Origin of the sequence: Pseudomonas marginalis, assembly GCF_008692035.1 — a bacterium.
Classification (GTDB): Bacteria; Pseudomonadota; Gammaproteobacteria; order Pseudomonadales; family Pseudomonadaceae; genus Aquipseudomonas; species Aquipseudomonas marginalis.
Genome location: NZ_VTFG01000002.1, coordinates 448817 through 473871, shown reverse-complemented (window position 1 = coordinate 473871; position 25055 = coordinate 448817). Strand labels below are relative to the sequence as shown.

Annotated in this window: 23 protein-coding genes; 9 read left to right on the top strand and 14 right to left on the bottom strand. The window is 55.5% G+C overall.

The genetic code is table 11. The features are described 5' to 3' along the window. Positions 1–11: 11 nt before the first annotated feature. From FX984_RS22170 to FX984_RS22125, 10 genes are read right to left on the bottom strand one after another with little or no spacing between them, the layout of a single operon-like run. Positions 12–1073, bottom strand: coding sequence for a glycosyltransferase family 2 protein (locus FX984_RS22170; protein ID WP_146475751.1), 1062 nt, complete (start codon positions 1071–1073; stop codon positions 12–14). Then, positions 1063–2019 (bottom strand): NAD-dependent epimerase/dehydratase family protein, encoded by a 957-nt coding sequence (locus FX984_RS22165; protein WP_146475750.1) that lies wholly within the window; start codon positions 2017–2019, stop codon positions 1063–1065. Before FX984_RS22165 ends, FX984_RS22170 begins: the two co-directional genes overlap by 11 nt. Next, positions 2016–2882, bottom strand: a complete 867-nt coding sequence (locus FX984_RS22160; RefSeq protein WP_154905360.1) for an alpha-1,2-fucosyltransferase — start codon at positions 2880–2882, stop codon at positions 2016–2018. Before FX984_RS22160 ends, FX984_RS22165 begins: the two co-directional genes overlap by 4 nt. 1 nt (position 2883) lies before the next feature. Next, a complete protein-coding gene (locus FX984_RS22155) occupies positions 2884–4335 on the bottom strand; it encodes a lipopolysaccharide biosynthesis protein (protein ID WP_146475748.1) in 1452 nt (483 codons plus the stop codon). Beyond that, the gene (locus tag FX984_RS22150; RefSeq protein WP_146475747.1) at positions 4325–5335 is read right to left on the bottom strand and encodes a glycosyltransferase family 10 domain-containing protein; all 1011 of its coding nucleotides are present in this window, start codon (positions 5333–5335) and stop codon (positions 4325–4327) included. Before FX984_RS22150 ends, FX984_RS22155 begins: the two co-directional genes overlap by 11 nt. Then, positions 5332–5943, bottom strand: coding sequence for a CatB-related O-acetyltransferase (locus FX984_RS22145; RefSeq protein ID WP_146475746.1), 612 nt, complete (start codon positions 5941–5943; stop codon positions 5332–5334). The genes FX984_RS22150 and FX984_RS22145 overlap by 4 nt, the downstream gene beginning before the upstream one ends. After that, positions 5943–7115 (bottom strand): DegT/DnrJ/EryC1/StrS family aminotransferase, encoded by a 1173-nt coding sequence (locus tag FX984_RS22140; protein WP_146475745.1) that lies wholly within the window; start codon positions 7113–7115, stop codon positions 5943–5945. Before FX984_RS22140 ends, FX984_RS22145 begins: the two co-directional genes overlap by 1 nt. Beyond that, a complete protein-coding gene (locus FX984_RS22135; protein ID WP_098480028.1) occupies positions 7112–8041 on the bottom strand; it encodes a GDP-L-fucose synthase family protein in 930 nt (309 codons plus the stop codon). The genes FX984_RS22140 and FX984_RS22135 overlap by 4 nt, the downstream gene beginning before the upstream one ends. 20 nt (positions 8042–8061) lie before the next feature. Further along, positions 8062–9147, bottom strand: coding sequence for a GDP-mannose 4,6-dehydratase (gene gmd, locus FX984_RS22130; protein WP_065947436.1), 1086 nt, complete (start codon positions 9145–9147; stop codon positions 8062–8064). Continuing rightward, complete coding sequence (locus tag FX984_RS22125; RefSeq protein WP_065947437.1) at positions 9140–10570, bottom strand: mannose-1-phosphate guanylyltransferase/mannose-6-phosphate isomerase; 1431 nt, start codon at positions 10568–10570, stop codon at positions 9140–9142. The genes gmd and FX984_RS22125 overlap by 8 nt, the downstream gene beginning before the upstream one ends. A 524-nt stretch (positions 10571–11094) precedes the next feature. Between FX984_RS22125 and FX984_RS22120 the strand changes: the two genes are divergently transcribed. Then, positions 11095–11427, top strand: a complete 333-nt coding sequence (locus FX984_RS22120) for a ComEA family DNA-binding protein (protein ID WP_027604151.1) — start codon at positions 11095–11097, stop codon at positions 11425–11427. Positions 11428–11444: 17 nt separating this feature from the next. Here the strand turns inward: FX984_RS22120 and FX984_RS22115 are convergent, their stop codons facing one another. Then, on the bottom strand, positions 11445–12023 hold the full coding sequence (locus FX984_RS22115) for a TetR/AcrR family transcriptional regulator (RefSeq protein WP_146475744.1): 579 nt from the start codon (positions 12021–12023) through the stop codon (positions 11445–11447). Positions 12024–12154: 131 nt separating this feature from the next. Between FX984_RS22115 and FX984_RS22110 the strand changes: the two genes are divergently transcribed. Further along, on the top strand, positions 12155–12799 hold the full coding sequence (locus tag FX984_RS22110; RefSeq protein WP_146475743.1) for a GntR family transcriptional regulator: 645 nt from the start codon (positions 12155–12157) through the stop codon (positions 12797–12799). Between the two features lie 15 nt (positions 12800–12814). Continuing rightward, positions 12815–13663: an urea carboxylase-associated family protein gene (locus FX984_RS22105; RefSeq protein WP_027604148.1), complete on the top strand. Its 849-nt coding sequence runs from the start codon at positions 12815–12817 to the stop codon at positions 13661–13663. 6 nt (positions 13664–13669) lie between these two features. Here the strand turns inward: FX984_RS22105 and FX984_RS22100 are convergent, their stop codons facing one another. Next, positions 13670–13837, bottom strand: a complete 168-nt coding sequence (locus tag FX984_RS22100) for a DUF2897 family protein (RefSeq protein ID WP_003172675.1) — start codon at positions 13835–13837, stop codon at positions 13670–13672. Positions 13838–13947: 110 nt separating this feature from the next. Further along, entirely contained in the window at positions 13948–15312 is a 1365-nt protein-coding gene (gene eat, locus FX984_RS22095) for an ethanolamine permease (RefSeq protein ID WP_027604147.1), read from the bottom strand. Between the two features lie 412 nt (positions 15313–15724). On the opposite strand from eat, the gene kdpF reads away from it, so the two are divergent. From kdpF to FX984_RS22065, 6 genes are all read left to right on the top strand, one after another. Then, positions 15725–15814 carry a K(+)-transporting ATPase subunit F gene (gene kdpF, locus FX984_RS22090; RefSeq protein WP_003218754.1) on the top strand — a complete coding sequence of 30 codons (90 nt, stop codon included), beginning with the start codon at positions 15725–15727 and terminating at the stop codon, positions 15812–15814. 9 nt (positions 15815–15823) lie between these two features. Then, the gene (kdpA, locus tag FX984_RS22085) at positions 15824–17518 is read left to right on the top strand and encodes a potassium-transporting ATPase subunit KdpA (RefSeq protein WP_146475742.1); all 1695 of its coding nucleotides are present in this window, start codon (positions 15824–15826) and stop codon (positions 17516–17518) included. 9 nt (positions 17519–17527) lie between these two features. Continuing rightward, the gene (gene kdpB / locus FX984_RS22080) at positions 17528–19591 is read left to right on the top strand and encodes a potassium-transporting ATPase subunit KdpB (protein ID WP_065928095.1); all 2064 of its coding nucleotides are present in this window, start codon (positions 17528–17530) and stop codon (positions 19589–19591) included. Positions 19592–19655: 64 nt separating this feature from the next. Then, the gene (gene kdpC, locus FX984_RS22075; protein WP_027604144.1) at positions 19656–20201 is read left to right on the top strand and encodes a potassium-transporting ATPase subunit KdpC; all 546 of its coding nucleotides are present in this window, start codon (positions 19656–19658) and stop codon (positions 20199–20201) included. Positions 20202–20337: 136 nt separating this feature from the next. Continuing rightward, positions 20338–22989: a sensor histidine kinase gene (locus FX984_RS22070; RefSeq protein WP_027604143.1), complete on the top strand. Its 2652-nt coding sequence runs from the start codon at positions 20338–20340 to the stop codon at positions 22987–22989. 37 nt (positions 22990–23026) lie between these two features. Further along, complete coding sequence (locus FX984_RS22065; RefSeq protein ID WP_027604142.1) at positions 23027–23716, top strand: response regulator; 690 nt, start codon at positions 23027–23029, stop codon at positions 23714–23716. Between the two features lie 225 nt (positions 23717–23941). Here FX984_RS22065 and FX984_RS22060 read toward each other — a convergent pair whose 3' ends face one another. Continuing rightward, on the bottom strand, positions 23942–24979 hold the full coding sequence (locus FX984_RS22060) for a patatin-like phospholipase family protein (protein ID WP_065947440.1): 1038 nt from the start codon (positions 24977–24979) through the stop codon (positions 23942–23944). Positions 24980–25055: the final 76 nt, after the last annotated feature.

Genomic DNA, 25055 nt, shown 5'->3' with positions numbered 1-25055 from the left:
GAAAGAGGTTTTTATCTAAAATTTAGAAAGACCAGCGCCCGTCGTGCTCCAATAAAAAACTTTCCTTCCGGACGAATTCTAAAAAAGCACAATATTTTTATTGTGATCATAGATTTTTTTGAAGGCACAATTGAGAAATTATTACACAGCTTTTTCCAGCGCTCAGCTAAATTTGGGTGATCTGCCGCGATCCTGATGTACATTCTAAATGCGTTTTTGAATATCATCTCGTGGGTTTCTTTTTCGGAGTGCTGTAAGACATAAGTAAGCGCCATGTCGACATCCTCAACGGAGACCTTGTACCCACTGTTATAAATGTTCACAACTGAGCTAACACATGAAGTGTCACATCCCCATTGCGTTAGCAAGTGATTCCAATAATTTTCCTGAATACCTCTTGATAAATTCAATTGCCGCAAAGCAGAGGAGGTGGAAATTTGAGTGGTGTGAACTCGATATTTAAGCAGAACCTCGGGTACGTTAGCCATCTTCCAGCCGCAAATTGCCGCACGAACCCAGAGATCATAATCTTCCGCCTTATCCCACTTGTGTCTATATTGTAGTCGCTTGACAAAGTCGGCGCGCATCATGACTGTGGGATGTGCAAAAGGTGATATGAAGAGTAAAGCTATCTTAATTGCACTGTCGGATTCCGGCAGTTTGACAATGCGTTTATCAGTCGTACCAAATCGTTTAACCCAACTTCCAACGATGTCGGCACCTGAGTAGTTTAAATACTCTAATTGCTTTTCAAATCTCGTCGATATTGCGATATCATCTTGGTCCATACGCGCAATCCACGTGCCTGTAGCTAGAGCGATGGATTCGTTGAGTGTATTAGCGAGGCCAGCATTCACTCTGCTAGAAAGTCTAATGCGGTGATCTATTTTTTCGTACTCTCGTAAGATGCTGAGTGAATTATCCGTTGAACCATCATCAATGATTATCAGCTCGAAATTAGACACGGTCTGATTTAATACTGAATCGATCGCGGATGCCAGGTGTGCAGCACCGTTATATACCGGAAGAATCACTGAAATAAGTGGTGCAGTATTGCATTCATCAGAATTCATGACGGTGCTTCCATAGCCAATCTCTGGTTGTTAAAAGGCCATCTAGAAAATGAACTTTAGGGCCCCAGCCTGTGTGGCTCTTGAGCTTTTGAGAATTGAGAATATTTGTACTCACATCAAAGCCCCGCTTTGGTAAATGTTCAACCTTGATATCGCAATCGATATCTTTCATTATAGGTCTCATTATTTCAATTACATCCATATTACTGAGGCCCACTTCTGATCCTAGATTGTAAATCTCCGACAGTTTACCGTTTTCCAACGCATGAAATATTCCGGAGGCTACATCACTGACGTAGAGGTAGTCTCGCACGCTTCCAGCCTGGCCAAAAACTTTGATAGCAGAACCTTTTATTGATGAGGCGATTGCAGTGGCTATAAAGCCTTGACCGATGAACGGACGTTGACCAGTACCATATGCATTTGCAGGGCGAACACAGGTGAACCGAAGATTATGGGTCATAGCATAAAGAAAAGCATAACTTTCCAACGTAAGCTTCGTCACACCGTAAGGTGATATCGGTTTTGTGGGATGCTCTTCACTTATAGGCAGAGATAGCGCTTCACCGTACACCGTCCCGCCTGAGGAAACGAGTACCAGCTTTAATCCACGGCGAGCGACCTCTGCAAACAACTGCACAGTAGCTGGGAGGTTTTGCTCCAAATCAGCTAATGGGTTTTCAAAAGATGTATTGGGTACTGTCGCATAAGCGAGATGGATTACCTCCTGATGCGTATTCAATATGTTGCAAATAAGATTCTTATGGGCAAAATCTCCGGCTATATACTTAGCCCCTAGGGGAACCTCATAGCGCGGCTTAGCGCTTCGCCCAAGGACCGTCACGTTTCTCCCTGACGCCACCAGTTGTGCAACAAGAAAGTGACCGATGTAGCCTCCACCCCCAATAACGAGTGTGGTTAGACCTGGCGAGAATTTACTGATCATAGGCTGATCCAGGTCGGCGGGATAAGATCATCTATATGATTATTAGTGTTGAACCAGCTTTTCGGTGTAATGACGATTTTGTCATTATTCGCATTTAGCCAAGCTCCCCACCAACTGAATGAACTGTTCGCAATGATGTTGTGTTTGCAGAGACTCATAAGTCTCATGTCGTTGTAGCTTGCTGCCCCATTGTTATGATCTACGTAACAGTGAGGGTGCTCTATTTTTAAATGTTCTTTGACCCAGTTTATATCATCTGAAAAAATGAAAAATGTTGGCGGTTTATTCATGTGAGTAAAATGGCTTATGGCAGCCTGGTAGTAATCCAAAGAGCATGCGCTATATGCTGAGTTATTCACATAGTCGCCTCTTCGTATATGTAGGCTCACCGCCTCTGTATTGCTGATTAAGTTTGCAATGCGCGAATTTTCATTGTCCATAGGTAGCTTGAACGAGAAATCTTTTCGGATAATAGATTCAATATTTTTGAAGTAGCGTTCGCTCTGCCAGTATCCACTCAGATAGGTGTTGTCCGATAAGTCCTGAAAACCCCGCCAGTATTGAAATGATGGTTCAATACTCAATGTGGTTTTGCGCAACCAGGTAAGACGAGGGCGGTGCAGAACACTACGAACGATAGTAGGGGCTTGCCAACCGAGAATTTTTTTTATGTCCGAGCTACTGGCTGTTTTAAAGTCGGCGCTAAATATTTTATTGAGCTCAAAGCCCTGATGAAGGGCGTATGAATCGAAAGAAGTAACGTCTAGGAGTAACTCTGTATTTTTTTCGACAGAAAGTGCCTTGGCAGCTGCATATTGAAATATTTGGTTGCCTAGGCCGCCTATAATATGCGCAATTATCATTTCAAATTTTCCTCAATTGCACACTAAGTAATCTAGAGGTTGCAGGGTTTTTCCATAGCATTATAAATAATAAACAAGCTACGATTAGTGACGTAATTATGATATATCCTATTGCGCTAATCCAGCTGGAAGCATATGGGATACTGTCGATAAGACTCGCCATTCCTAGCATGCAAAGGAGTGAGCTGAAGCAGCGAAACTTATCCAGTTTGAATTTAACTTGGGTATACATGTTTGCAGTCATACTAACTATCATGGCTAGCGCACCTGCCACTAAGGCTGCTGCGGCCCATTTTATATCAAGTTGGCGTGTACCAGAATAAAAAATACAGACTATAATCACCGTTGCGCCGAGTGCGTAAGGCGTTGCAAGAGAGATTGTTTTTCTCCGTACATGCGCGGCGTTACCAAGGAGATTTCCTAACGCTCTGCAGAGCTCCACAATCGCTCCTGCAGCTACAAAGAGCCAAGCATCACTGTACTCTGGAGCAACTAGTAATTTCAGGAGATAAGGTGCCGTTAAGATCGTCAAGCCTGCGATCAAGAGATAAGTTGGCACCAAAGTATTCAGTAGGTCTGAGACTGCTAGTTCAATCTCCGAGTTGTCAGATTGTTCGCTTACCCTGCGGAAAAAAAACGGGTACAGGAATTGAATTGCAAGCGATTCGATCAAGGCCCATATCTGGCCAGCCAATTGAAGCCCGACAGCAATGAACCCAAGCTGCGCCAAGCCCCAATAAAATTGAATGGCAAATCGATAGCCCGATAGTTGAATCCACATAAGGCCTGCCGCAAGTGATAGCGGTAGACAGTAGCTGATAATCACATCTTTGGATAATAATGGAATTTTCGGCTGGCGACGAATCTCCACTGAGACTTGTTTATTTAACTGGTATCGTGCTCCCAATGCACCTACCGCCATTCCTATCGCTTGGCCGACAAACCATGAGGTTGCTGACGTCCATATGGCTACAAGCAATATCGAAGTAACAAGACTCGTAGAAGACGTTACTATCGACCAAAAAACTGAGTGCCCTCGAAACCCAAGCATGTTTAACATTGGGATGAACGTTGCATTCCATGTTCCGGCAACGACCATAGCAAAGACAGGGAATATATTAAAAATAATCATCGTCGAGTTGGTAGGGGGAAAGACTCCTAAAGCAATAATTGCCCCAAAAGTAGAGGAGGCAATGACGTAAGAGCGATACGATTTTAGCCTCGGAATAATCGTCTTGTCATCCCACCACCTGTGGGTATTCAAATTTATGTGTTGACCGACGGGATTTATAAGAAATAAACCACACAGCATTTGAATCGTTATTAATATGGCCAACTCACCGTATTTCTCGGGCGGAAGGAATGAGGTGACTGCGCGAATTGAAATCAGAGCAATCAACGTTGAGATAAGTCGGCCGGAGCTGATTATTAATAATTCTTTTTTAACGTTCAAGGTCTTTAACTATCGTATTTACGATAGTCTCCGCGAAGAACGGTGAGCTAAATGGATGAGCCAGCTTGCTCTTTAAAAAGTCTGCGATGCGCTGTTGATATGCGGTGTATTCAGAGTCTGGCATTTTTTTTAGGAGGTTATAGAGATCCTGCATGTTGCTAAATTTGCGTCGATCTATAAAACAATCTGCCGGGATATAGTCGGTTATATTGCTGGCACCCCAATAAATAGGAATGCAACCTGCAAAAAAACAATCAAAAATCTTTTCAGTTATATATCCGGGTAAATCTTTGACATTTTCATAACAAATGGAAAATCTGGTTTTTTTCAAAACTTCATATTTGCTTTCTATTTTCCCTCGGTAGCTCGGGAACGGTTCTGATTTCAGAACGCGGTTAATAAGTGGCCACGTTCGCCGTTGAATTTTTCCGATATAGCCAGCTTTTGCCGCGGGTAAATTCCAGTCTATCCCGTATAGATGGAAGTCTGCGGGCGCATTTTTTTCGAACCATTTTATTGCAATGATCCGTTCAGAATAGAGGTCATTAGTGCTGGCTATCGTTAGTGCTCTGTTGCTGGAGATTAAGCAACAAAATTGATTCCTTGAAGTAATACCGTCTACGTCATTAACTCGTAATTCATTTGGGAAATTTATTTTAATGATGTGATCATTGTCTACGAGACGCTCATCCCATGTAAAAACTTTACGGTAACTGGAAAACAGCTTGTGATTTCCATTTTCAGGTTTGATGAATTTCGTTTCAAATAGCATCAAATATTTATCTGCGCTCAATGAGTCTGGCTGTACATCTTGATGTAATTCAAATGCAACTGGACTTTGTGTTGCGATATCTGACGTTTGTAGTTGTATGTTTTTTTTAAGCAGTTCTTCTCTCAGTAGGGCGTAGGGCGCAAAGCAATTGTCCCTATTCTGAGGGCTTCCAAGATCAAAGATTGTATTGTTGCGCATACCTGGAGCGCGAAGTATGGAAACTTTCATTGCTTGGACCTGCTTATGCTAACTTCCAACTGTTGGATTATCGATTTTGCTTCATGGTGCTCGTGTTCCCACCATCGGGAAGCAAGAATAAGGTTCTGATCATCTGCGGAGAAACGGTACCTGATCAATCGCGCAGGAACGCCACCAACTATAGCGAAGGGTGGAACATCTTTGGTCACAACTGCGTTCGCGGCGATCACTGCTCCGAAGCCGACGTTAACACCTCGTAATATTACCGCATCAACGCCGATCCACACATCACTCTCAATATTGCAATCATGCTGGGTAAGTGTTTTCCAAGGGGTTTTATAAAAAATAGATGATGTGGAAATATGATCAAGTACGTGCTCGCCCTGACCGATAGATACGTTGTTAGCAATTGAGCAAAAACGTCCGATATTGCTTTTGGTAATATTTGTGTGTTCGCCGATATAAGTATAGCTGCCAATCCTGCTTTCTGAGTCTACATGAGTCTCATAGAGTGTTTCGATGCCGATTGAGGCCCCTATAGCTTTTGTAGAGACATGCGTAGATCGAACGTTGTTCCGTCCACGCATATTCTTGCAAGTTATTGCAATCTTATTTTTAAATGCCGAAATAAATCGCATTAGGCTTGAATGCTTTTAAGAAGATTGAATGCCTCTGGTATGGAGTAGTGGTGGTTCCCTACAAATAACCCGAATCGGTCAATATGCTCAGCATTTTTCAGGTCACCGTGTACTTCTGAGTCGAAATATTTAACCACTTCATTTTTTGCAAAATTTCCGGCTACAATTGGTCGACACTCAAAGCCGAGGTCAGTAAGTTTTTCTACGAGATATTTGCGCGTCAACTTACTGCCTGGGCGAATCACTAGGCTAAACCCGAACCAGCTGGACTCTCCAATCTCTCGTTGGATAATAATGTCTGGGTGGTCTGTCATTGCGGCCTGTAGCAGCAATCCATTTTTACGCCGCTCTTCGATCAGGTTAGGCAAGCGTTTTACCTGCTCAACGCCCAGCGCACCCTCAAGCTCCAGAGGACGGACGTTATATCCCGGCAGCACAAAGCGGAACGACTCCTCAAATGGATCATCGCTTTTATCGCTGCACACCAGGTTTTGCTTGGGCAAATTGCGAGTCCAGCCGTGCGCTCTAAGCGACAGCAAGATTTGATACAACTCCTCATCGTCGGTTACGATCAAGCCTCCCTCCATCGTTGAGATGTGATGACTGAAGAAGGAGCTGAAGCTGCCCATTACGCCGAATGTACCGGCCTGTTTGCCGTTATAAGTTGCGCCCATGGATTCGCAGTTATCTTCAATCAGCACGATTTTCCGATCGCCGATGATTTCTTGAATACGCCCAAAATCGTTTGGATTACCAAGTAAATTGACCGCCATGATTGCACGGGTTTTATCCGTTACAGCAAGCTCAAGCTGTTCGAGATCGTAGTTGAGCGTGTGGAGGTCGATGTCTACAAATTTGATCTTCAGACCATACTGGTAAAGTGGGTAGTAGGTAGTGCTCCATGAAACTGCAGGAACAATAATCTCATCGCCTCTTTGTAGCTTGATGGAGGCGTTTTGCGTGTAAAACAGTGCCGCGACAATCAACAGGTTGGCCGACGATCCGGAGTTCACCATCACACAATGCTTACTGCCTACAAATTCCGCAAAGTCCCGTTCAAATGCCTTGACCTGCTCACCCATTGTAAACATGCCGGTGGCGATGACGCGCTGCATCGCTTCAAGCTCTTCCTTCTCCCATGAGGAGGTAGCCAGCGGAAATTTAATGCTCATTGTTGATGCTCCAGATAATAGCTATAAGTCTTTTCAATACCTTCTTGCAAACTATGTCGCGGCTTCCATCCCCACGATATTTGGCGCTCGATGTTCACAAGTTTTCGCGCCATGCCCACAGGTTTAGTAAGGTCGTGCTCGAACGTCCCTTCATAGCCCATTACTGTGGCTGCAGTGCGGTAGTAGTCATTTATTGAGTGGTCGTTACCCAGACCTATATTCATATAGCGAGGGACCGACTCAAAATGCTTAATTGCGTGTATTAGTGCATCTGCCAAATCGCCCCCATACATGAACTCGCGTCTGGCAGAACCATCTCCCCACACATCGACTGAGGGCGCCCCCGTTTTCTTCGCTATATGGAGTTTGTGAATAATAGCCGGTAACAAGTGTGAGTGAGCAGGATCGAATTTGTCAAAACGTCCGAAGATATTGCAGGGGATCAGCGTCTTATATTGAAGTCCTTGATCTTCACGTGAAATATAGTCGCACAGTCGCGCTGTCACTATTTTGGCCAAGGCATAGCCTTCATTGGTCGGCTCCAGTTCTCCCGTCAGCACCATATCTTCGCTGAGCGATCCGGTATGGTTGCGAGGGTACATGCAGGAGCTACCGAGATTGATCAGGCGGGGCACGCCTGCGAGCTGTGCTGCGCTGACGACGTTGCGACCTATATCAAGGTTGTCTCGAAGGAAGTTCACAGGCTCCCTGACGTTCGCTTGGATCCCTCCTACCTTTCCTGCCGCGTGAATGATGAAGTCAGGCTTATGCCGCTCAACGTAAGCCTGCACCGCGAGAAAATCCCGCAGGTCCAGCTCGCTGCTGCGCGGAGCTAATACTTCAAACTCGCCAATCTCGGGATGGTCGAGCAAGTTGCGCCCTACCATTCCTCCTCCGCCTGTCAACAGTATTCGTTTCGTGCTCATTGGATGGGTAGCCAACTCAATTATTCGTTATAGCTGAACGTCGTGTAGCCGTGTTGATTGACAAGCTCATCACGCTCCGCGCTTTTAAGGTCCTCGCGCACCATCTCACTGACGAGTTCTTCGAATGTGATTTTTGGCGTCCAACCCAACTTCGTTTTCGCTTTGGTTGCATCTCCCAGCAGTGTTTCCACTTCAGTTGGGCGGAAGTATCTTGGGTCTACTGCCACGATGCATTTGCCATCCTCGCTGTACCCTTTTTCGTCTACGCCCGAGCCTTGCCAGGTAATATTAATGCCTAGTTCGCTGGCCGCTGCGTTAACGAAATCACGGACGCTGTATTGCACGCCTGTTGCAATAACAAAGTCTTCGGGGGTTTCTTGTTGCAGCATCAGCCATTGCATTTCTACGTAGTCTTTTGCGTGACCCCAGTCCCGCAAAGAATCCATATTGCCCAGGTACAGGCATTCTTGAAGGCCGAGTTTTATCCGAGCAAGTGCGCGAGTGATCTTGCGCGTGACGAAGGTTTCGCCTCGAATCGGACTTTCGTGGTTAAAAAGTATTCCGTTGCAGGCGTAGATCCCGTAAGCCTCTCGATAATTGACGGTGATCCAGTAGGCATATAGCTTCGCAACGGCGTAGGGGCTGCGTGGGTAGAAAGGCGTGGTTTCTTTCTGTGGCGTTTCTTGCACGAGGCCGTAAAGCTCGGAAGTGGACGCCTGATAGAAACGGGTCTTTTTTTCCAAGCCAAGAATTCGGATGGCTTCAAGAATACGCAGCGCACCGAGGGCATCGGAGTTGGCAGTATATTCAGGCTCTTCAAAAGAGACCGCTACGTGGCTTTGCGCTGCCAAATTGTAAATTTCGTCCGGTTGCACTTTTTGGATAATGCGCGTCAGGCTGGACGAGTCGGTCATATCTCCGTGGTGCAAGAAAAAAGGCAGGCCCTTGTCATGTACGTCATGGAATAGATGATCGATGCGAGCGGTGTTGAACAACGAGCTCCGGCGCTTCATGCCGTGTACTTCGTAGCCCTTGCTCAACAATAATTCAGCAAGATAGGCGCCATCTTGTCCAGTTACGCCTGTGATGAGTGCTTTCTTAATCATTTGCTCTTCCATAATTGTCTTCGAATCTAACGATATCGTTTTCACCCAGATAACTACCGGATTGGACTTCTATTATCTCAAGTTCAACCATTCCCGGGTTCTTCAGGCGATGGATTTCCCCGATGGGGATGTACGTGGATTGGTTTTCGGTCAAAATAAAAGTGTCAGCGCCGCGTGTCACTTCGGCCGTCCCTTTTACAACGATCCAGTGTTCGGCTCGGTGATGGTGTTTTTGCAGTGACAACGAGGCGCCTGGTTTCACACCAATTCTTTTGACCTGAAAGCGATCGCCCGTATCAATACTGTCGTACCAACCCCAGGGTCGCGAAACTTTTCGATGGGTGATCGCCTGACTGCAGTTTTCTTTTTCCAGTTGCAGGACGACGTTTTTAACGTGTTCTACGTGATCTCTGTGGGTTATCAGGACTGCATCCGGGGTATCGATAATCAACAGGTTTTCAGTGCCTAATGCGACGACTGGTCGGTGTGGCGCGTGGATGAACGTGTTTCGGGATTGGCTTATTCGACCTTGGCCGTGGATTCTGTTACCGAATTCATCGGCTTCGGTCATTTCAGCCAGCGCATTCCAGCTACCTACGTCACTCCATTGCCCGCTGAATGGAGCTACTACTACATGGTCATGGTGCTCCATTACGGCGTAGTCAATGCTTTCTGCACGGCAGGTCGCAAAACTCGAAGCAGCAGGGCGGATAAAAGATGTTCCACCTGCGAGCCGTTCTGACGTTGCCTCATCGAAGGATGCTCGGCAGACCTCCAGAATGTCCGGTGCATGGCGTTCCATCGCATCAATCAGTACTGTGCCTTTGCACAGGAAAATCCCTGCATTCCACAAGACATCGCCCCGCAGGAGCAAGGTCTGCGCGGTGGCAGCATCGGGCTTTTCTATAAAACGTTCGACGCGGCTACACCCATCCTTTTGAGCAAGGCCTTGCTGGATATAACCATAAGCGGTCGAGGGAAAGCTCGGCAGTACGCCATAGGTGACGATTGCTCCGCCTTGGGCGTGAGCAACGCCAAGCCGCACGGTTCTTGCGAAAGCTTCCGCATCCGGAATGTGGTGATCAGCTGGGCAAAACAGCAGTAAGTCTCGCCCTTCTTTCACACTGCTCAGCGCTGCAAGTGTCATGGCGGCTGCCGTGTTCCGAGCAGACGGCTCCAGAATCACTGCGCCCTTCAACTGTGTCGAGTGAAGGCCCTCAGAGACTAGAAACCGGTGATCTTCAGAAGCGACTAACAGCACATGATCCGCGAGGAGAGATACGCGTTCCAGTGTCAGTTGTAGCAGGCTTTTCTCCCCGATTAGAGGTACAAACTGTTTTGGAAAACTTTTGCGTGACAACGGCCATAGCCGAGATCCAGAGCCGCCACAGAGAATAACCGGGGTGATTGAGTTAGATGTCATCAGTGGTCTACTTGAACAAAAAGCCTAAAAAGCCAGTAAATGGCATTACCTACGTGGATCTCGACGAATTGAAATATCTATAAAGATATCTAGCGGCGTTGATATGCTTGGTCTTTTTGTGGTAGCTGCCTGGCTCCACGCCGTAAGAGCTTTTCAGTTTCATACAAGTCAAAAAATCCTTTTCGCCGGACGTTTGTGAAACCCTCTAAGGGCGAGTTGCCAGTTTTTTGACTAACTCTATATTGCCATCAGGTACGCTAACCTAATAGTTTACCTTATGCTTGGCGTGCTTCAAGTTTTACCTCATGCAAGGACTCTGACGTCATTTTTTAGCTGTTTTTTTGGAGGCTTACAGTTTTCGATTGGCGGTGACTGCATTGATCTGTGGGGCGGATGTCCGCTATGACCCTAGCCATCACATACTTTGTAACCTCGTCATTTTTGACATGGCTCTGTAGTCACCTAAGTTAGAAAAGCAGCCTCGGAAAGCTGCTTTTCTCTCACACTGTCATGGAGCGTCACCAATGCAAAACACCTACCTCACCTCCCTAATCTTCGCCTTCCTCACGACCCTTTCAGTCACCACCACCGCAGCCCCGTCCATCAAACCCGAAGCTCCAACCCCTATCACCGCCCAGATGACCAAGGTCGAGCAGTCCACCAAGGTCAACCTGAACACCGCCGACGCCGAAACCCTGCGTCGTGACCTCTTCGGTATCGGTGCCGCTAAAGCCCAGGCGATCATCGCCTATCGCGAAAGCAATGGTCCGTTCACGGCGGTGGATGAGTTGTTGGAAGTGAAGGGGATTGGCAAGGCGCTGCTGGAGAAGAATCGCGATAGGCTGGCCATCAACTGATTCATCCAGGAGGCCGGTCATTGATCGGCCTTTTTGCCCTCCGGGTTCTGCGTTTTCAGGCGTTCGCGCACCACGGCCATGATCTGTCTTGCCAATTGAGGGTCTTCAACACTCCTGGCCAGTACCAATGCGCCCACCAGTGTCGACATCATCACCAGGCTCTCTGCATCGCAACGCTCCTCTCCCAATGCCGTTTCTATTTGCTTGAGCCTTGCGTTGAGTACCTGGTCTGTAGTCGCACTGGGCTGGCCTCGGAGCCCCAGTTCTGAACACATCGTTGGCAGCGGGCAGCCCTGGTCCGGGGAGGTCAGGTGCCATTCCGACAGGTAACTGTCGATAAACGCGCCCAGCGGCTGCTCCTGGCTGAACAGCATGTCGCAATGGGCGCCCAGGTCTGCGGCGGCCGCCTGCAGGGCTGTCTCCACCAGTTCGCCCTTGGATTTGAAATGCGCGTAAAAGCCGCCATGGGTCAGGTTCAAGGCTTTCATCAGTGGCTGCAGGCCGGTGGCGTCGATGCCGTCGCGGCGAAAGCGCGCAGAGGCTTCCTTGATGATGCGTTGGTGGGTTTGGGCTTTGTGGTTTTGTGAATAACGCATGGGGCAGCCTCGGTTACAGGCGGGCATTTTAACCAACTTGACCTTTTTTACACACTCGTCGGCATGCAGGGCGTTGGCATGAAATGTGATTACATCTAGACGGAAGATTGTTCAACAATCGTGAGGTGGTCATGACGCTCAGTTTGTCTTTAGCCGACCAGATTGCCCTGGAGTTGCGTGCCGACATTATTGCGGGGCGGTTATTGCCAGGCGTGGCATTGGTCGAGGTGGACCTGGTCAAGGCCTACAGTGCGTCGCGCAATACGATTCGCGAAGCCTTGCACCGTTTGGGGCAGGAGGGGTTGACCCGTTATGTGCGTAACAAGGGCGTCATGGTGCGGCGGTTGGAGCGGGAGGAAGTCCGCGACCTGTTTGTAGTCCGCCGTACCCTGGAGTTGCAGGCCATCGCCGGAAGCGAGGCCTTGACGCCCGAGCAATCCGAGCGCCTGCAAAACGCCATTGACGCCACCACCCTGGCCCGTGAGCGCGAGGATTGGCGTGCGGTGGCCACCCACAGTTTGCTGTTCCATCAGCACATCGTCGGGTTGATGGGCAGCCCGTTGTTCGATGAGTTTTTTGCCCAGGTCATCGCCCAGTTGCGCCTGGTGTTTTGCGCCGCGCCTGATGAGCAACGTTTCCAGTCGCCCTGGCTGGAGCGTGACCGTGAGATTTATCAATGGCTTGTCGAGCAGGACAAACCGGCGGCAGGGGAGGCGATGAGCCTGTACCTGGATGATTCGGAACGCCTGTCCTTGGCCCTGTTTACCCACCCCTGATCGAGGATCTGCATCATGTACAAAGACTATCCGGCCGCTTATCAGGTCAGCAAGGGTTCGGCGTTGCAGGTCGACGCGGCATTTTACGAGCGCATTCGTGACCGAAAAGATCAGCGCAGCTTGATCGAGCAGTTCGAGGTGCCGATTCGCACGGGCAGGGCGTGGAAGGTGCCCGCCGGGCATGTGTTTCGTGTCACCACGCCCGTGGGCCCGCAGGTGGGGGACTTCAATGTGTGGAACGCCAATGACCCCCGCGAACGTCTTTGGGCTGCACGTACCCGTCAGTTGCAGGGGGCGCATGTGAGCACTCATGACCGGCTATGGTCGAATCTGCCATTTCTAAGGCCACTGGTGACCATCACCGATGACAGCCTGGCCAGTTACGGCATCGATGAGCACGGCGGGCGTCTGCATGACTTGCTGGGGACGCGGTGCGATCCCTATGTGAACCGCATGCTCACCGGCGAGGACTTCCATCACCATTGCCACTCCAACCTGACCCGCGCGGTATTACCCCACGGTCTGACGGAATTCGACGTGCATGACGTGCTGAATATTTTCCAGTGCACGGGCCTCAATCACGACGACATGTATTTCATGAAAGCCTGCCCGGCGCAGAAGGGCGATTACCTGGAGTTCTTTGCCGAGATTGATTTGCTCTGCGCGCTGTCGACGTGCCCGGGCGGGGATTTGTCGCTGCCGATGTGGGGGCCGGATGCGCAGGACCCGCTGACGGTGTGCCGTCCGCTGGGGGTTGAGATCTATCGGCTGGAGGACGAGTTGCTGGACGGCTGGAGCCAGCCGGAGCGTGCTGCCTATAAAGGGCAGCACGGGTTGCAGATTGCCAAGGCGGATTGGGAGTAAGCGGTCCTAGCGGTCCTGCGCGTCCTTGGCATCCGCCTGGGCGTTGCGTTCGGCCACGCGTTTGCGTTGTTCGTCGGTGAGTTCCACCTTGTTGGCGCTGTCACGCAGCATCATCAGCCCTCCGACGATCGACCCGATCGCAACCACCATAATCAACCACGCATACCACGGCATAAGGCTCTCCTTGAGGCAGATTACCGTCGGAGAATTTTCCCACGGCAATAACTACTTTGAGTGACGGGCTTTCTGAGTAGTTCAGTGTAGGCCCGTTCTGCCTCGAAACCTTAGAGCCCGGTCAACATTGCGTCTGCCGGTGCATCGGCACGATCCTGTGCGGTCATTTGGAAGTAGATGAAACCCACGGCCATAAAGCCGAGGAAGATCAGCCCGATCAGCGTGTTGAACCACGCCATGGCCACCAGGCAGACCACGGCCAGCGCCAGCGCAATGCCGGGCACGATCGGATAACCCGGCGCGCGGAAGGTACGTTCCAGCAGCGGTTCGGTCTTACGCAGTTTGAACAGGCTGAGCATGCTCATGATGTACATCACAATGGCACCGAACACCGCCATGGTGATCATCGCCGCGGTCAATGTCATGCCGCCCAGGTTGATCAGGCCATCGCTGTAGATGGCGGCGATGCCGACCACGCCACCGGCGATGATTGCCCGGTGTGGTGTCTGAAAACGCGATAATTTGGCGAGGAAGGAGGGCAGGTAACCGGCGCGGGCCAGGGCGAAGAACTGGCGCGAGTAGCCCAGGATAATGCCGTGGAAGCTCGCCACCAGGCCGAACAGGCCGATCCAGACCAGCATGTGCAGCCAGCCGGAGTTGTCGCCCACCACGGTTTTCATCGCCTGCGGCAGTGGATCGTTGATGTTCGACAGGGTGCGCCAGTCGCCCACGCCGCCGGCGAAGAACATCACGCCCATGGCCAGGATCACCAGGGTCAGGATGCCGCTGATGTAGGCCTTTGGAATGGTGCGCTTCGGATCTTTCGCTTCCTCGGCCGCCATGGCCGCGCCTTCGATGGCCAGGAAGAACCAGATGGCAAACGGAATCGCCGCAAACATCCCGGCAATCGCCGGGGCGCCGAAGGTATCGGAACCGGCCCAACCGTTCAGGGCAAAGTTGCTGAAGCTGAACGCGGGCGCGACCACACCCATGAACACCAGCAGCTCGGCGACGGCGAGCACGCACACCACCAGCTCGAAGGTCGCGGCGAGTTTTACGCCGAGAATATTCAGCCCCATGAACACGATGTAGGCACCGACGGCCGCATGCTTGGGGTCCAGGGCCGGGAACTGCACATTCAGATACGCGCCGATCGCCAGGGCGATGGCAGGCGGGGCGAAGACAAATTCGATCAGGGTGGCGAGGCCTGCGATCAAGCCGCCTTTCTCCCCAAAGGCGCGACGACTGTAGGCAAACGGCCCGCCTGCGTGAGGAATGGCGGTAGTCAGCTCGGTGAAACTGAAGATAAAGCAGGTGTACATCGCGGCGACCATCAGCGAGGTCACCAGGAAGCCCAAGGTCCCGGCCACGCCCCAGCCGTAGCTCCAGCCGAAGTATTCCCCGGAAATCACCAGCCCGACGGCAATGCCCCATAAATGCAGGGTGCCCAAGGTGGGTTTGAGTTGTGTGTTCATTGTGCTGCGCTCCCTGAACGGTTTGGAATGATTCAAGGTGTTGCAGCGGCCATGCCAGCCTGAGAATGATTGTCGTAAAGCGGCGCAACTGTCGTGTGGGGGATGGTTTGGCGTTTGAAATTTGCCGGCGTCGCACCAGTTAGGTGCGGCGGTGACGGTGCCGGCGCTATCGGGAGCAAGCCCCCTGCCATAGGTTGACTGGCGCTCGGCATGACAACGCGGTCAAGTGTGGGAGGGGACTTGCTCCCGATAGCGCCCGCCCAGACACCAAATACCCCCCTGTAAACCCCGCATAAACCCACTCTTTACGCCATCTTTACGCCCCGCCCACCCCGTCGCTCTCGTTCCTTTACGCCACTCCTGCGGACAATTGCCCCACACGCGGCACTCGCCGCTAAACGGAGAGACTTCCATGAGCGTTCTGGACGGGGTGTCACTGCTATTGGCCGTGGCGCTGTTCATTTATCTGCTGGTTGCGCTGTTACGCGCGGATCGGAACTAGGAGCTGGCCATGCACAGTTATGACTATTGGCTGATCATTGCCTTCTTTGCCGTGGTACTGGTGCCGGCGCCGTTCCTGGGGCGGTTCTACTACAAGGTGATGGAAGGCCAGCGCACGTGGCTGAGCCCGGTGCTGGGGCCTGTCGAAAAAGCCTGTTATCGCCTGTCGGGGGTGGATGAACATCAGGAACAAAGCTGGCAGAAATACATGCTGGCCTTGCTCGCGTTCAACCTCGCGGGCTTTTTGCTGTTGTTCGCGATCCTGCTGTTCCAGGACTATCTCCCACTGAACCCGCAGAAATTGCCGGGCCAGGAATGGACCCTGGCCTTTAATACCGCGGTCAGTTTCATGACCAACACCAACTGGCAGTCCTACAGCGGTGAGGCGTCCCTGAGCTACCTCAGCCAGATGGCTGGCCTGACCGTGCAGAACTTCGTCAGTGCGGCCACCGGCCTGGCCGTCCTGGTCGCGCTGTGCCGTGGGATCGGGCGCAAATCCGCCAGGACCCTGGGTAACTTCTGGGTCGACATGACCCGCGCCACGCTCTACGGCCTGCTGCCGTTGTGCCTGGTGCTGGCGCTGTTCCTGGTATGGCAGGGCGTGCCGCAAACCTTCGCGCACTATGTGGATGCCGTGACCCTGCAAGGCGTGGATCAAGTGATCCCCCTGGGCCCGGCAGCCAGCCAGATTGCGATCAAGCAACTGGGCACCAACGGCGGCGGCTTCTTCGGCGTCAACTCGGCGCACCCGTTTGAAGACCCGACCGCCTGGGCCAACCTGTTCGAAGTGGCCTCGATCATCCTGATCCCGGTGGCGTTGGTATTCACCTTCGGCCACTACGTGAAAGACCTGCGCCAGAGCCGCGCGATCCTTGGCTGCATGCTGGCGCTGTTCCTGATCGGCGGCGCCACTTCCCTGTGGTCCGAATACCAGCCCAACCCGAGCTTGAACAACCCGGCCGTCGAGCAGACCGCACCGCTGGAAGGCAAGGAAGCGCGCTTCGGCACCACCGGCACGGTGTTGTGGTCGGTGACCACCACCGCGGCGTCCAACGGTTCGGTCAACGGCATGCAAGACAGCCTCAACCCCCTCAGTGGGATGGTGGCGCTGGTCAACATGATGGTCGGCGAAGTGATCTTCGGCGGCGTCGGCGCCGGTATGTACGGCATGTTGCTCAACGTGTTGATCGCGGTGTTCCTGGCTGGCCTGATGATCGGGCGCACCCCGGAATACCTGGGCAAGAAACTCCAGGCCAAGGAAGTGCAGCTGCTGGTCGTGACCCTGCTGGTGATGCCGGTGGGCGTGCTGGTACTGGGTGCCATCGCCGCGAGCCTGCCCGGCCCTGCCGGCGCGATCAGCAACCCTGGCCCTCACGGTTTCAGCCAGTTGCTGTACGCCTACACCTCGGCCAGCGCCAACAACGGCTCGGCGTTCGGCGGTTTCAGTGCCAACACGCCGTTCCACAACCTGATGCTGGGCCTGGGCATGTTGATCGGCCGCTTCGGCTACATCATCCCGGTACTGGCCCTGGCCGGCAGCCTGGCGATGAAGAAGACCGCACCGATTGGCCAGAACAGCTTCCCGACCCATGGTCCGCTGTTCGTGACCCTGTTGACCGTGACTATTTTGCTGGTGGGCGGCCTGACTTTCCTGCCGACGCTGGCGCTGGGGCCCATCGCTGAACACTTGAGCATGGGCTTCTAAAAAGGGGATATGAACATGAATATGCCTGCAAAAAACGCGGCCCCGGTCAAAACCCAGGAACCCGCCAAAACCGCCGTCTCGGCCCTGTGGCGCCCGGCGCTGGTCCAGGCGTTCGTCAAGCTGGACCCGCGCCAGCTGCAACGCTCGCCGGTGATGCTGGTGGTCGAGCTGACCGCCATCCTCACCACCGTGCTGTGCTTTGTGCCCGACACCGCCGTACCGACGTATGTGGCCGTGCAAATCGCCGTGTGGCTGTGGTTCACCGTGCTGTTCGCCAACTTCGCCGAAGCCTTGGCCGAAGGACGCGGCAAGGCCCGTGCCGACAGCCTCAAGGCCGGCAGCGAAGGCCTGAGCGCGCGGCGTAAGGAAGCCGATGGCAGCTTCAAGGTCGTGCCGGCCACCAGTCTGCGTAAAGGTGATGTGGTGCGTGTGGCCGCCGGGGAAATGATCCCCGGCGACGGCGAGGTCGTCGAAGGCATCGCGGCGGTCAACGAAGCGGCGATCACCGGTGAATCCGCACCGGTGATCCGCGAGTCCGGCGGCGATCGCTCGGCCGTCACCGGCAACACGCGGCTGGTCTCGGACTGGCTGCTGATCCGCATCACCGCCAATCCCGGCGAGTCCACCCTGGACCGCATGATCGCCCTGGTCGAAGGCGCCAAGCGTCAGAAAACCCCCAACGAAGTCGCGCTGGATATCCTGCTGATCGGCCTGACCCTGATCTTCCTGCTGGTGGTCGTGACCTTGCAGCCGTTCGCCCACTTCGCCAATGGCAGCTTGCCCCTGGTGTTTTTGGTCGCACTGCTGGTGACGCTGATTCCTACCACCATCGGCGGCTTGTTGTCGGCCATCGGTATTGCCGGCATGGACCGCCTGGTGCGCCTCAATGTGATCGCCAAGTCCGGCCGTGCCGTGGAAGCGGCCGGTGACGTGCACGTGTTGCTGCTGGACAAGACCGGCACCATCACCTTCGGTAACCGTCGGTGCGCGGCGGTGGTTGCGGCGCCTGGCGTCAGCGGCAAGGAAGTGGCCGAAGGTGCGTTGTTTGCCTCTTTGGCCGATGACACGGCAGAAGGCAAATCCATCGTCGAATACCTGCGGGCTCTGCACCCGCAGGCCGAGCCATCCCTGGATGAACTGACCGCGGTACCGTTCAGCGCCGAAACCCGCTTGTCCGGTGTCGACTACCAGGGTCGCGTGTTCCGCAAAGGCGCAGTGGATTCGTTGCTGGCGTTTATCGGCCAGCCACGCGGCGACCTGCAACCGGCGTTGGCACGGGAAATCGACAAGATCGCCCAGAGCGGCGGCACGCCCTTGCTGGTGTGTGCCGACGGCAAATTGCTCGGTGCGATCCACCTCAAGGACGTGGTCAAGCCCGGTATCCGCGAACGTTTCGCCGAGCTGCGCAAGCTGGGGATTCGCACGGTGATGGTCACCGGTGACAACCCGCTGACGGCCGCTGCGATTGCTGCCGAAGCCGGTGTGGATGACGTGCTGGCCGAAGCGACCCCGGAGAAAAAACTCGCGCGCATCCGTCACGAGCAAAACGACGGCCGCCTGGTGGCGATGTGCGGTGACGGTGCCAACGACGCCCCGGCACTGGCCCAGGCGGACGTCGGCATGGCGATGAACGACGGCACCCAGGCCGCCCGCGAGGCCGCCAATATGGTCGACCTCGACAGCGACCCCACCAAGCTGCTGGACGTGGTGCAGATCGGCAAGGAGTTGCTGGTGACCCGTGGCGCGTTGACCACCTTTTCCATCGCCAACGACGTGGCCAAGTACTTCGCGATCCTGCCGGCGTTGTTCGCCTCGATCTACCCGCAGTTGGGCGTGCTCAACGTGATGCATTTGCAGAGCCCCCAGAGCGCGATTCTCTCGGCCATCGTGTTCAACGCGCTGATCATCGTGGTGCTGATTCCCCTGGCGCTGCGCGGTGTGCGTGTGCAGGCCGCGAGTGCGGCGGCGTTGCTGCGGCGCAACCTGCTGATCTATGGCCTGGGCGGGTTGCTGGTGCCGTTCGTGGGCATCAAGGCGATCGACATGCTGCTGACCGCGCTGCACCTGGTGTGACCCGATGCCTGTGGGCGCCATCCCGGTGCCCACAGGTTGCAAAGACCGAATTGAGGAATTTGAAATGTCCAACATAATCCGCCCGGCCCTGAGCCTGCTGGTGCTCATGACCCTGATCACCGGCGTGGCCTACCCACTGGTGGTGACCGGCGTCGCCCAAGTCGCTTTCCCGGACCAGGCCAACGGCAGCCTGGTGCGCGATGCCAGCGGCAAGGTGCGTGGCTCCAGCCTGATCGCCCAGGACTTTACCGGTGACAGCTGGTTCCATCCGCGCCCTTCGGCGGGGGCCTTTGCGACGGTTTCCAGCAGCGCCAGTAACCTCGGCCCCAGCAACCCGGCCTTGGCCACCCGCGTGTTCGATGACGCGAACAAACAGTTGGTGCCCGGCCAGGGCCCGGTGCCTTTGGTGTCGCTGACTACCTCCGGCAGCGGTCTTGATCCACACTTGCCACCCCAGGCGATTGCCTATCAACTGGCACGGGTGGCTGCCGCGCGAAATGTGCCGGTGTCGACCCTGCAACGGTTGTTGGATGAACATATCGAAAGCCCGCTGGTGGGGCCGCCAGTGGTGAATGTGCTGGCGCTGAACATGGCCCTGGAAAAACTCTGAACCCTGTGGGAGGGGGCTTGCCCCCGATAGCAGAGTGTCAGTCAACACAGGTATCGACTGAACCACCGCTATCGGGGGCAAGCCCCCTCCCACATTGGATTTTCTCTGGGTCTGAACAATTGAAGGAAACCCCAGCATGAGCGACTCCGGCCGCGCCGATGCCCTGCTAGCCGATCTACCCCGGGACGGCCGTGGCCGGCTCAAAGTTTTCCTCGGCGCCGCGCCGGGTGTGGGCAAGACCTACGCCATGCTCCAGGCTGCCCATACCCAACTGCGCCAGGGCGTCAAACTGATCGCCGGCGTGGTTGAAACCCACGGCCGCGCCGAGACCGAAGCCTTGCTCAGCGGCCTGCCGCAACAACCGCTGTTGCGCAGCGAATACCGTGGCGTGATGCTCGAAGAAATGGACCTCGACGGCCTGCTCGCCGCCAAGCCCAAGCTGGTGCTGGTGGACGAACTGGCCCACAGCAACGCCCCCGGCAGCCGCCATGAAAAGCGCTGGCAAGACATCCAGGAACTGCTCGCCGCCGGCATCAACGTGTTTACCACGGTCAACGTCCAGCACCTGGAAAGCCTGAATGACCAGGTCCGCGGCATCACCGGTGTGCAGGTCCGCGAAACCCTGCCGGATTGGGTGCTGCAGGAAGCCGACGAACTGCTGCTGATCGACCTGCCGTCCCGCGAACTGCTCGAGCGTCTGCGCGACGGCAAGGTGTATGTGCCAGAGCAGGCCCGCGCCGCCATCGATGCGTTCTTCACCCAGACCAACCTGATGGCCCTGCGCGAGCTGGCGATGCAGACCGCCGCCGCCCATGTCGACGACGATTTGGCCCAGGGCTATCGCCAGCTCGGCCAGGCGGCGCCGGCGGTGCGCGGTCGTCTGTTGGTGGGCGTGGATGGCGATGCGCAGGCCGAACGCCTGGTGCGCCATGCCAGTCGCGTCGCCCAGCGCCGGCATTTGCCGTGGAGCCTGGTGCATATCGACAACGGCCGTGCGCGGGATGAGCAGGCCCGCCTGCGCCTGCAAAACGCCCAGCAACTGGCCGAGCGCCTTGGCGGCGAAGTGGTGCTGCTGCGGGCGGGGGAGGTGGCCAAGACCTTGATCCAGCATGCCGCCGAACGCCGTGCCAGCCTGCTGTTGGTGGGGCAGTCGCGAATGCGTTGGCGGCGTCGCCTGTTCGGTGGCGGTTTGGCGGCGCGCCTGTTGCGTAATGCCCGGGGCTTGGAAATCAACGTCCTCGACAGTGACGATGTGCCCGCAGCCCCACGCCTGCCGGATGTGCGCGGCCTGGTGTGGTTCGATTACGCCTTGGCTGTGGTTGCGACTGTCGTCGCCGCCGCTGTGGCCTGGGCCGTGGCAAGCGCGCTGCCGTTGCCGAATATCTCGCTGGTGTTTCTTGCCGCCGTGTTGCTGGTGGCGGTGCGCAGCAGCCTGGGGCCGTCCCTGGTGTGTGCGGCGTTGTCGTTCCTGACCTATGACTTCCTGTTTATCCCGCCGAATTTCTCCTTCGCCATCCAGCGCGAAGAGGACGTGCTGACGCTGTTGTTCTTCCTGCTGATGGCGGCGCTCACCGGCAATCTTGCCGCACGCCAGCGCCGTCAGTTGCAGGCATTGCGCGACACCCAGGAAGAAACCGGCGAACTGCTCGACCTGTCGCGCAAACTCACCGCCGCCACCGACCGCCAGGCGGTGATCAGTGCCGCCGCCCACCATCTGGAAGGTTGGAGCGACCTGGATCTGTGCCTGGTCAATCGCGACGGCCAGGGTGGATGGAAGGTCGAGACCGGCGGCCCGCTGACCTTCACCGAAGCCGAGCGTGCTGCGGCCGATTGGGCCTGGCAGCATGACCAGCCGGCAGGTATGGGCACCGGCACCCTGCCGTTCGGGCGCTGGTGGTGGTGGCCGTTGTCGGGCGAAGAAGGCCCGCTCGGGTTGCTCGGCGTCAGTGCCAAGCCGGGCCTGGAATTGAGCGGCCAACGCCGTCGCTTGCTGACCGCCTTGAGCCAGCCCCTGGCCCAGGCCCTGGCGCGGGCGCAGTTGGCCCAGGAGCTGGAATCCGCCCGTTTGCATGGCGAAACCGAGCAACTGCGCAGCGCCTTGCTGGCGTCGGTGTCCCACGATTTGCGCACACCGTTGACCTCCATGCGCGGCAGTATCGACAGCCTGCTGGCGCTCGGCGAAGCCATCCCCCTGGAGGATCGCCGCGAGTTGCTCGAAGGTACTCGTGATGAAGCCGAGCGCCTGGACCGCTATATCCAGAACCTGCTGGACATGACGCGACTGGGCCATGGCGCGCTGAAGCTGGCGCGGGACTGGGTGTCGCCCGGCGATATTGTCGGCAGTGCGCTCGGGCGCTTGCGCGCGGTGCTGGCACCGCTGCAGGTGAGCACCGATGTGCCGGCGGAGTTGCCGCTGCTCTATGTCCATGCTGCGTTGATCGAACAGGCACTGGTCAATGTGCTGGAAAATGCCGCGCGCTTTTCACCGCCCCACGGTCGATTGCAACTGAGCGCCGGCGTCTCGGATAACCGATTGTTTTTCGCCGTGGCGGATGAGGGGCCCGGTATTCCTGAGGATGAGCGGGCGAAGATCTTCGACATGTTCTACACCGCCGCACGCGGTGATCGAGGCGGGCAGGGCACCGGCCTGGGCCTGGCGATCTGCCAGGGCATGGTCGGCGCCCATGGTGGGCATATCAGCGTGGCCGATGGCATTGAGGGGCGCGGTACCTGTATCACGCTGTTCCTGCCATTGCCGACACAGCCTGGCCTGGAAGGCGAGGCGTGAGCTACCCTGTTTTCTCTTCGGATGTTGATTGGACGCCATGAGCCAGACCGCGACGATTTTAGTCATTGATGACGAACCGCAGATCCGCAAATTCCTGCGCATCAGCCTGGCCTCCCAGGGCTACAAAGTGATCGAGGCCGGTACCGGCAACGAAGGCCTGGCCCAGGCGGCGTTGAGCAAACCCGACTTGCTGGTGCTCGACCTGGGCCTGCCGGACATGGACGGCCAGCAGGTGTTGCGCGAGTTTCGTGAGTGGTCGACGGTGCCGGTGCTGGTGCTGTCGGTGCGGGCCAGCGAAGGGCAGAAAGTCGAAGCCCTCGATGGTGGCGCCAATGATTATGTCACCAAGCCCTTTGGCATCCAGGAGTTCCTGGCCCGCGTGCGCGCCTTGTTGCGCCAGGCGCCGGTGGGCGAGACCCAGGAAGCGGCGCTGCAGTTTGGCCCGTTGACGGTGGACCTGGCCTATCGCCGCGTGCTGCTGGACGGCGCCGAGGTGGCACTGACCCGCAAGGAATACGCGGTGCTGGCACAACTGGCGCGGCATCCGGGACGGGTGATCACCCAACAGCAACTGCTCAAGGACATCTGGGGCCCGACCCACACCGACGACAGTCACTACCTGCGGATTGTGGTGGGGCATCTGCGCCAGAAGCTGGCGGACGATCCGACCCAGCCGAGGTTTATCGTGACCGAGGCTGGAGTGGGGTATCGATTATTGAGTGCCTGAGGCGATCTGTCAGCCTCTCTGTGGTTCTGTGGTTCTGTGGTTCTGTGGTTCTGTGGATTCTGTGGATTCTGTGGTGAGCGGGCTTGCCCCGCGCTGGGCTGCGTAGCAGCCCCAAAACCAGGCCCAAAGGAGTACCTGACACTGCGCGCTCCTCATTGAGTGGGGCCGCTGCGCAGCCCAACGCGGGGCAAGCCCGCTCACCACGGCTCTAGCGACACAGCTGTCTCAGCGCTGCTCACTCTCATAGCGATCCAGGGTATCACTGGCAATTTCCCGCCCAAGTGCGATCAACTCCGGCGCCTTGTAGAACTCGAAAAACCGGCACACCCGCTTCGGCACGTTGATCAGTACATCCGGCGGGTAGCCCGCGATCTTGTATTGCGCCAGCGAAGTCTGCATCACCTCGAAACTCTGGTTGATCAGATCCAGCAATGACGCCGGCCCGACGTTATCGATGATGAATGAACCGGTGGCCGACTTCGGCGCCCCCGGCTTTTCCGGAGCGGCGGCAGGTTGCTGGGATTCGGGTTCGGCCGACTCCAGCCACGGATTGATCTCGGCCGCCTGGGCCTGCAAGGCTTCCTGCTCAAGTTTCATCAACTGCTCGGCCTGCTTGCGGCGAAACGGCAGGTGCGAACCCAGTGATTTCGCCAGGCTGTTGAAGCGGCTCTTGAATGCCGGCGGGCGCTGGATCACCGGCAACTGGTAGTGTTTCTGGTTGGTGGCGTTGAGGTTGACCGCGATGATCAAGTCACAATGGCTCGACACCACCGGCACGATCGGCAGCGGGTTGAGCAGGCCTCCGTCCACCAGCATGCGGTTGCCTTGCATCACCGGGGTGAACAGGCTGGGAATCGCCGCCGAGGCGCGCATGGCCTGGTGCAGGCAGCCTTCCTGGAACCAGATTTCCTGTTGGTTGGTCAGGTCGGTGGCAACGGCGGTGTAGGGGATGCGCAGCTCTTCGATATTGATCTCGCCGACGATCTTGCGGATTTGCCCGAAGACCTTTTCGCCACGAATCGCCCCAAGGCGGAAACTCACGTCCACCAGGCGCAGCACGTCGAGGTAGTCGAGGCTTTCAATCCAGTTTCGATACTCGTCCAGTTTGCCCGCGGCGTAGATCCCGCCCACCACGGCACCCATGGAGCAACCGGCGATACAGGCGATGTCGTAGCCGCGCCGTTCGATTTCCTCGATCACCCCGATATGGGCGTAGCCCCGGGCCCCGCCGGAACCCAACACCAAGGCAACACGTTTCTTCATGGTCGATGTCCTTCATAAACGGGGGCCCACAATGCGCCTATTTTGGGGGCCGCTTCAATCTTCGTTGCGCCTGGCA

What these genes read in the sequence shown, in the direction of transcription:
- FX984_RS22170 (WP_146475751.1), bottom strand. Translation starts at nt 1,073, where the DNA reads ATGAATTCTGATGAATGCAATACTGCACCACTTATTTCAGTGATTCTT.
- FX984_RS22165 (WP_146475750.1), bottom strand. Translation starts at nt 2,019, where the DNA reads ATGATCAGTAAATTCTCGCCAGGTCTAACCACACTCGTTATTGGGGGT.
- FX984_RS22160 (WP_154905360.1), bottom strand. Translation starts at nt 2,882, where the DNA reads ATGATAATTGCGCATATTATAGGCGGCCTAGGCAACCAAATATTTCAA.
- FX984_RS22150 (WP_146475747.1), bottom strand. Translation starts at nt 5,335, where the DNA reads ATGAAAGTTTCCATACTTCGCGCTCCAGGTATGCGCAACAATACAATC.
- FX984_RS22145 (WP_146475746.1), bottom strand. Translation starts at nt 5,943, where the DNA reads ATGCGATTTATTTCGGCATTTAAAAATAAGATTGCAATAACTTGCAAG.
- FX984_RS22140 (WP_146475745.1), bottom strand. Translation starts at nt 7,115, where the DNA reads ATGAGCATTAAATTTCCGCTGGCTACCTCCTCATGGGAGAAGGAAGAG.
- FX984_RS22135 (WP_098480028.1), bottom strand. Translation starts at nt 8,041, where the DNA reads ATGAGCACGAAACGAATACTGTTGACAGGCGGAGGAGGAATGGTAGGG.
- gmd (WP_065947436.1), bottom strand. Translation starts at nt 9,147, where the DNA reads ATGATTAAGAAAGCACTCATCACAGGCGTAACTGGACAAGATGGCGCC.
- FX984_RS22125 (WP_065947437.1), bottom strand. Translation starts at nt 10,570, where the DNA reads ATGACATCTAACTCAATCACCCCGGTTATTCTCTGTGGCGGCTCTGGA.
- FX984_RS22120 (WP_027604151.1), top strand. Translation starts at nt 11,095, where the DNA reads ATGCAAAACACCTACCTCACCTCCCTAATCTTCGCCTTCCTCACGACC.
- FX984_RS22115 (WP_146475744.1), bottom strand. Translation starts at nt 12,023, where the DNA reads ATGCGTTATTCACAAAACCACAAAGCCCAAACCCACCAACGCATCATC.
- FX984_RS22110 (WP_146475743.1), top strand. Translation starts at nt 12,155, where the DNA reads ATGACGCTCAGTTTGTCTTTAGCCGACCAGATTGCCCTGGAGTTGCGT.
- FX984_RS22105 (WP_027604148.1), top strand. Translation starts at nt 12,815, where the DNA reads ATGTACAAAGACTATCCGGCCGCTTATCAGGTCAGCAAGGGTTCGGCG.
- FX984_RS22100 (WP_003172675.1), bottom strand. Translation starts at nt 13,837, where the DNA reads ATGCCGTGGTATGCGTGGTTGATTATGGTGGTTGCGATCGGGTCGATC.
- eat (WP_027604147.1), bottom strand. Translation starts at nt 15,312, where the DNA reads ATGAACACACAACTCAAACCCACCTTGGGCACCCTGCATTTATGGGGC.
- kdpF (WP_003218754.1), top strand. Translation starts at nt 15,725, where the DNA reads ATGAGCGTTCTGGACGGGGTGTCACTGCTATTGGCCGTGGCGCTGTTC.
- kdpA (WP_146475742.1), top strand. Translation starts at nt 15,824, where the DNA reads ATGCACAGTTATGACTATTGGCTGATCATTGCCTTCTTTGCCGTGGTA.
- kdpB (WP_065928095.1), top strand. Translation starts at nt 17,528, where the DNA reads ATGAACATGAATATGCCTGCAAAAAACGCGGCCCCGGTCAAAACCCAG.
- kdpC (WP_027604144.1), top strand. Translation starts at nt 19,656, where the DNA reads ATGTCCAACATAATCCGCCCGGCCCTGAGCCTGCTGGTGCTCATGACC.
- FX984_RS22070 (WP_027604143.1), top strand. Translation starts at nt 20,338, where the DNA reads ATGAGCGACTCCGGCCGCGCCGATGCCCTGCTAGCCGATCTACCCCGG.
- FX984_RS22065 (WP_027604142.1), top strand. Translation starts at nt 23,027, where the DNA reads ATGAGCCAGACCGCGACGATTTTAGTCATTGATGACGAACCGCAGATC.
- FX984_RS22060 (WP_065947440.1), bottom strand. Translation starts at nt 24,979, where the DNA reads ATGAAGAAACGTGTTGCCTTGGTGTTGGGTTCCGGCGGGGCCCGGGGC.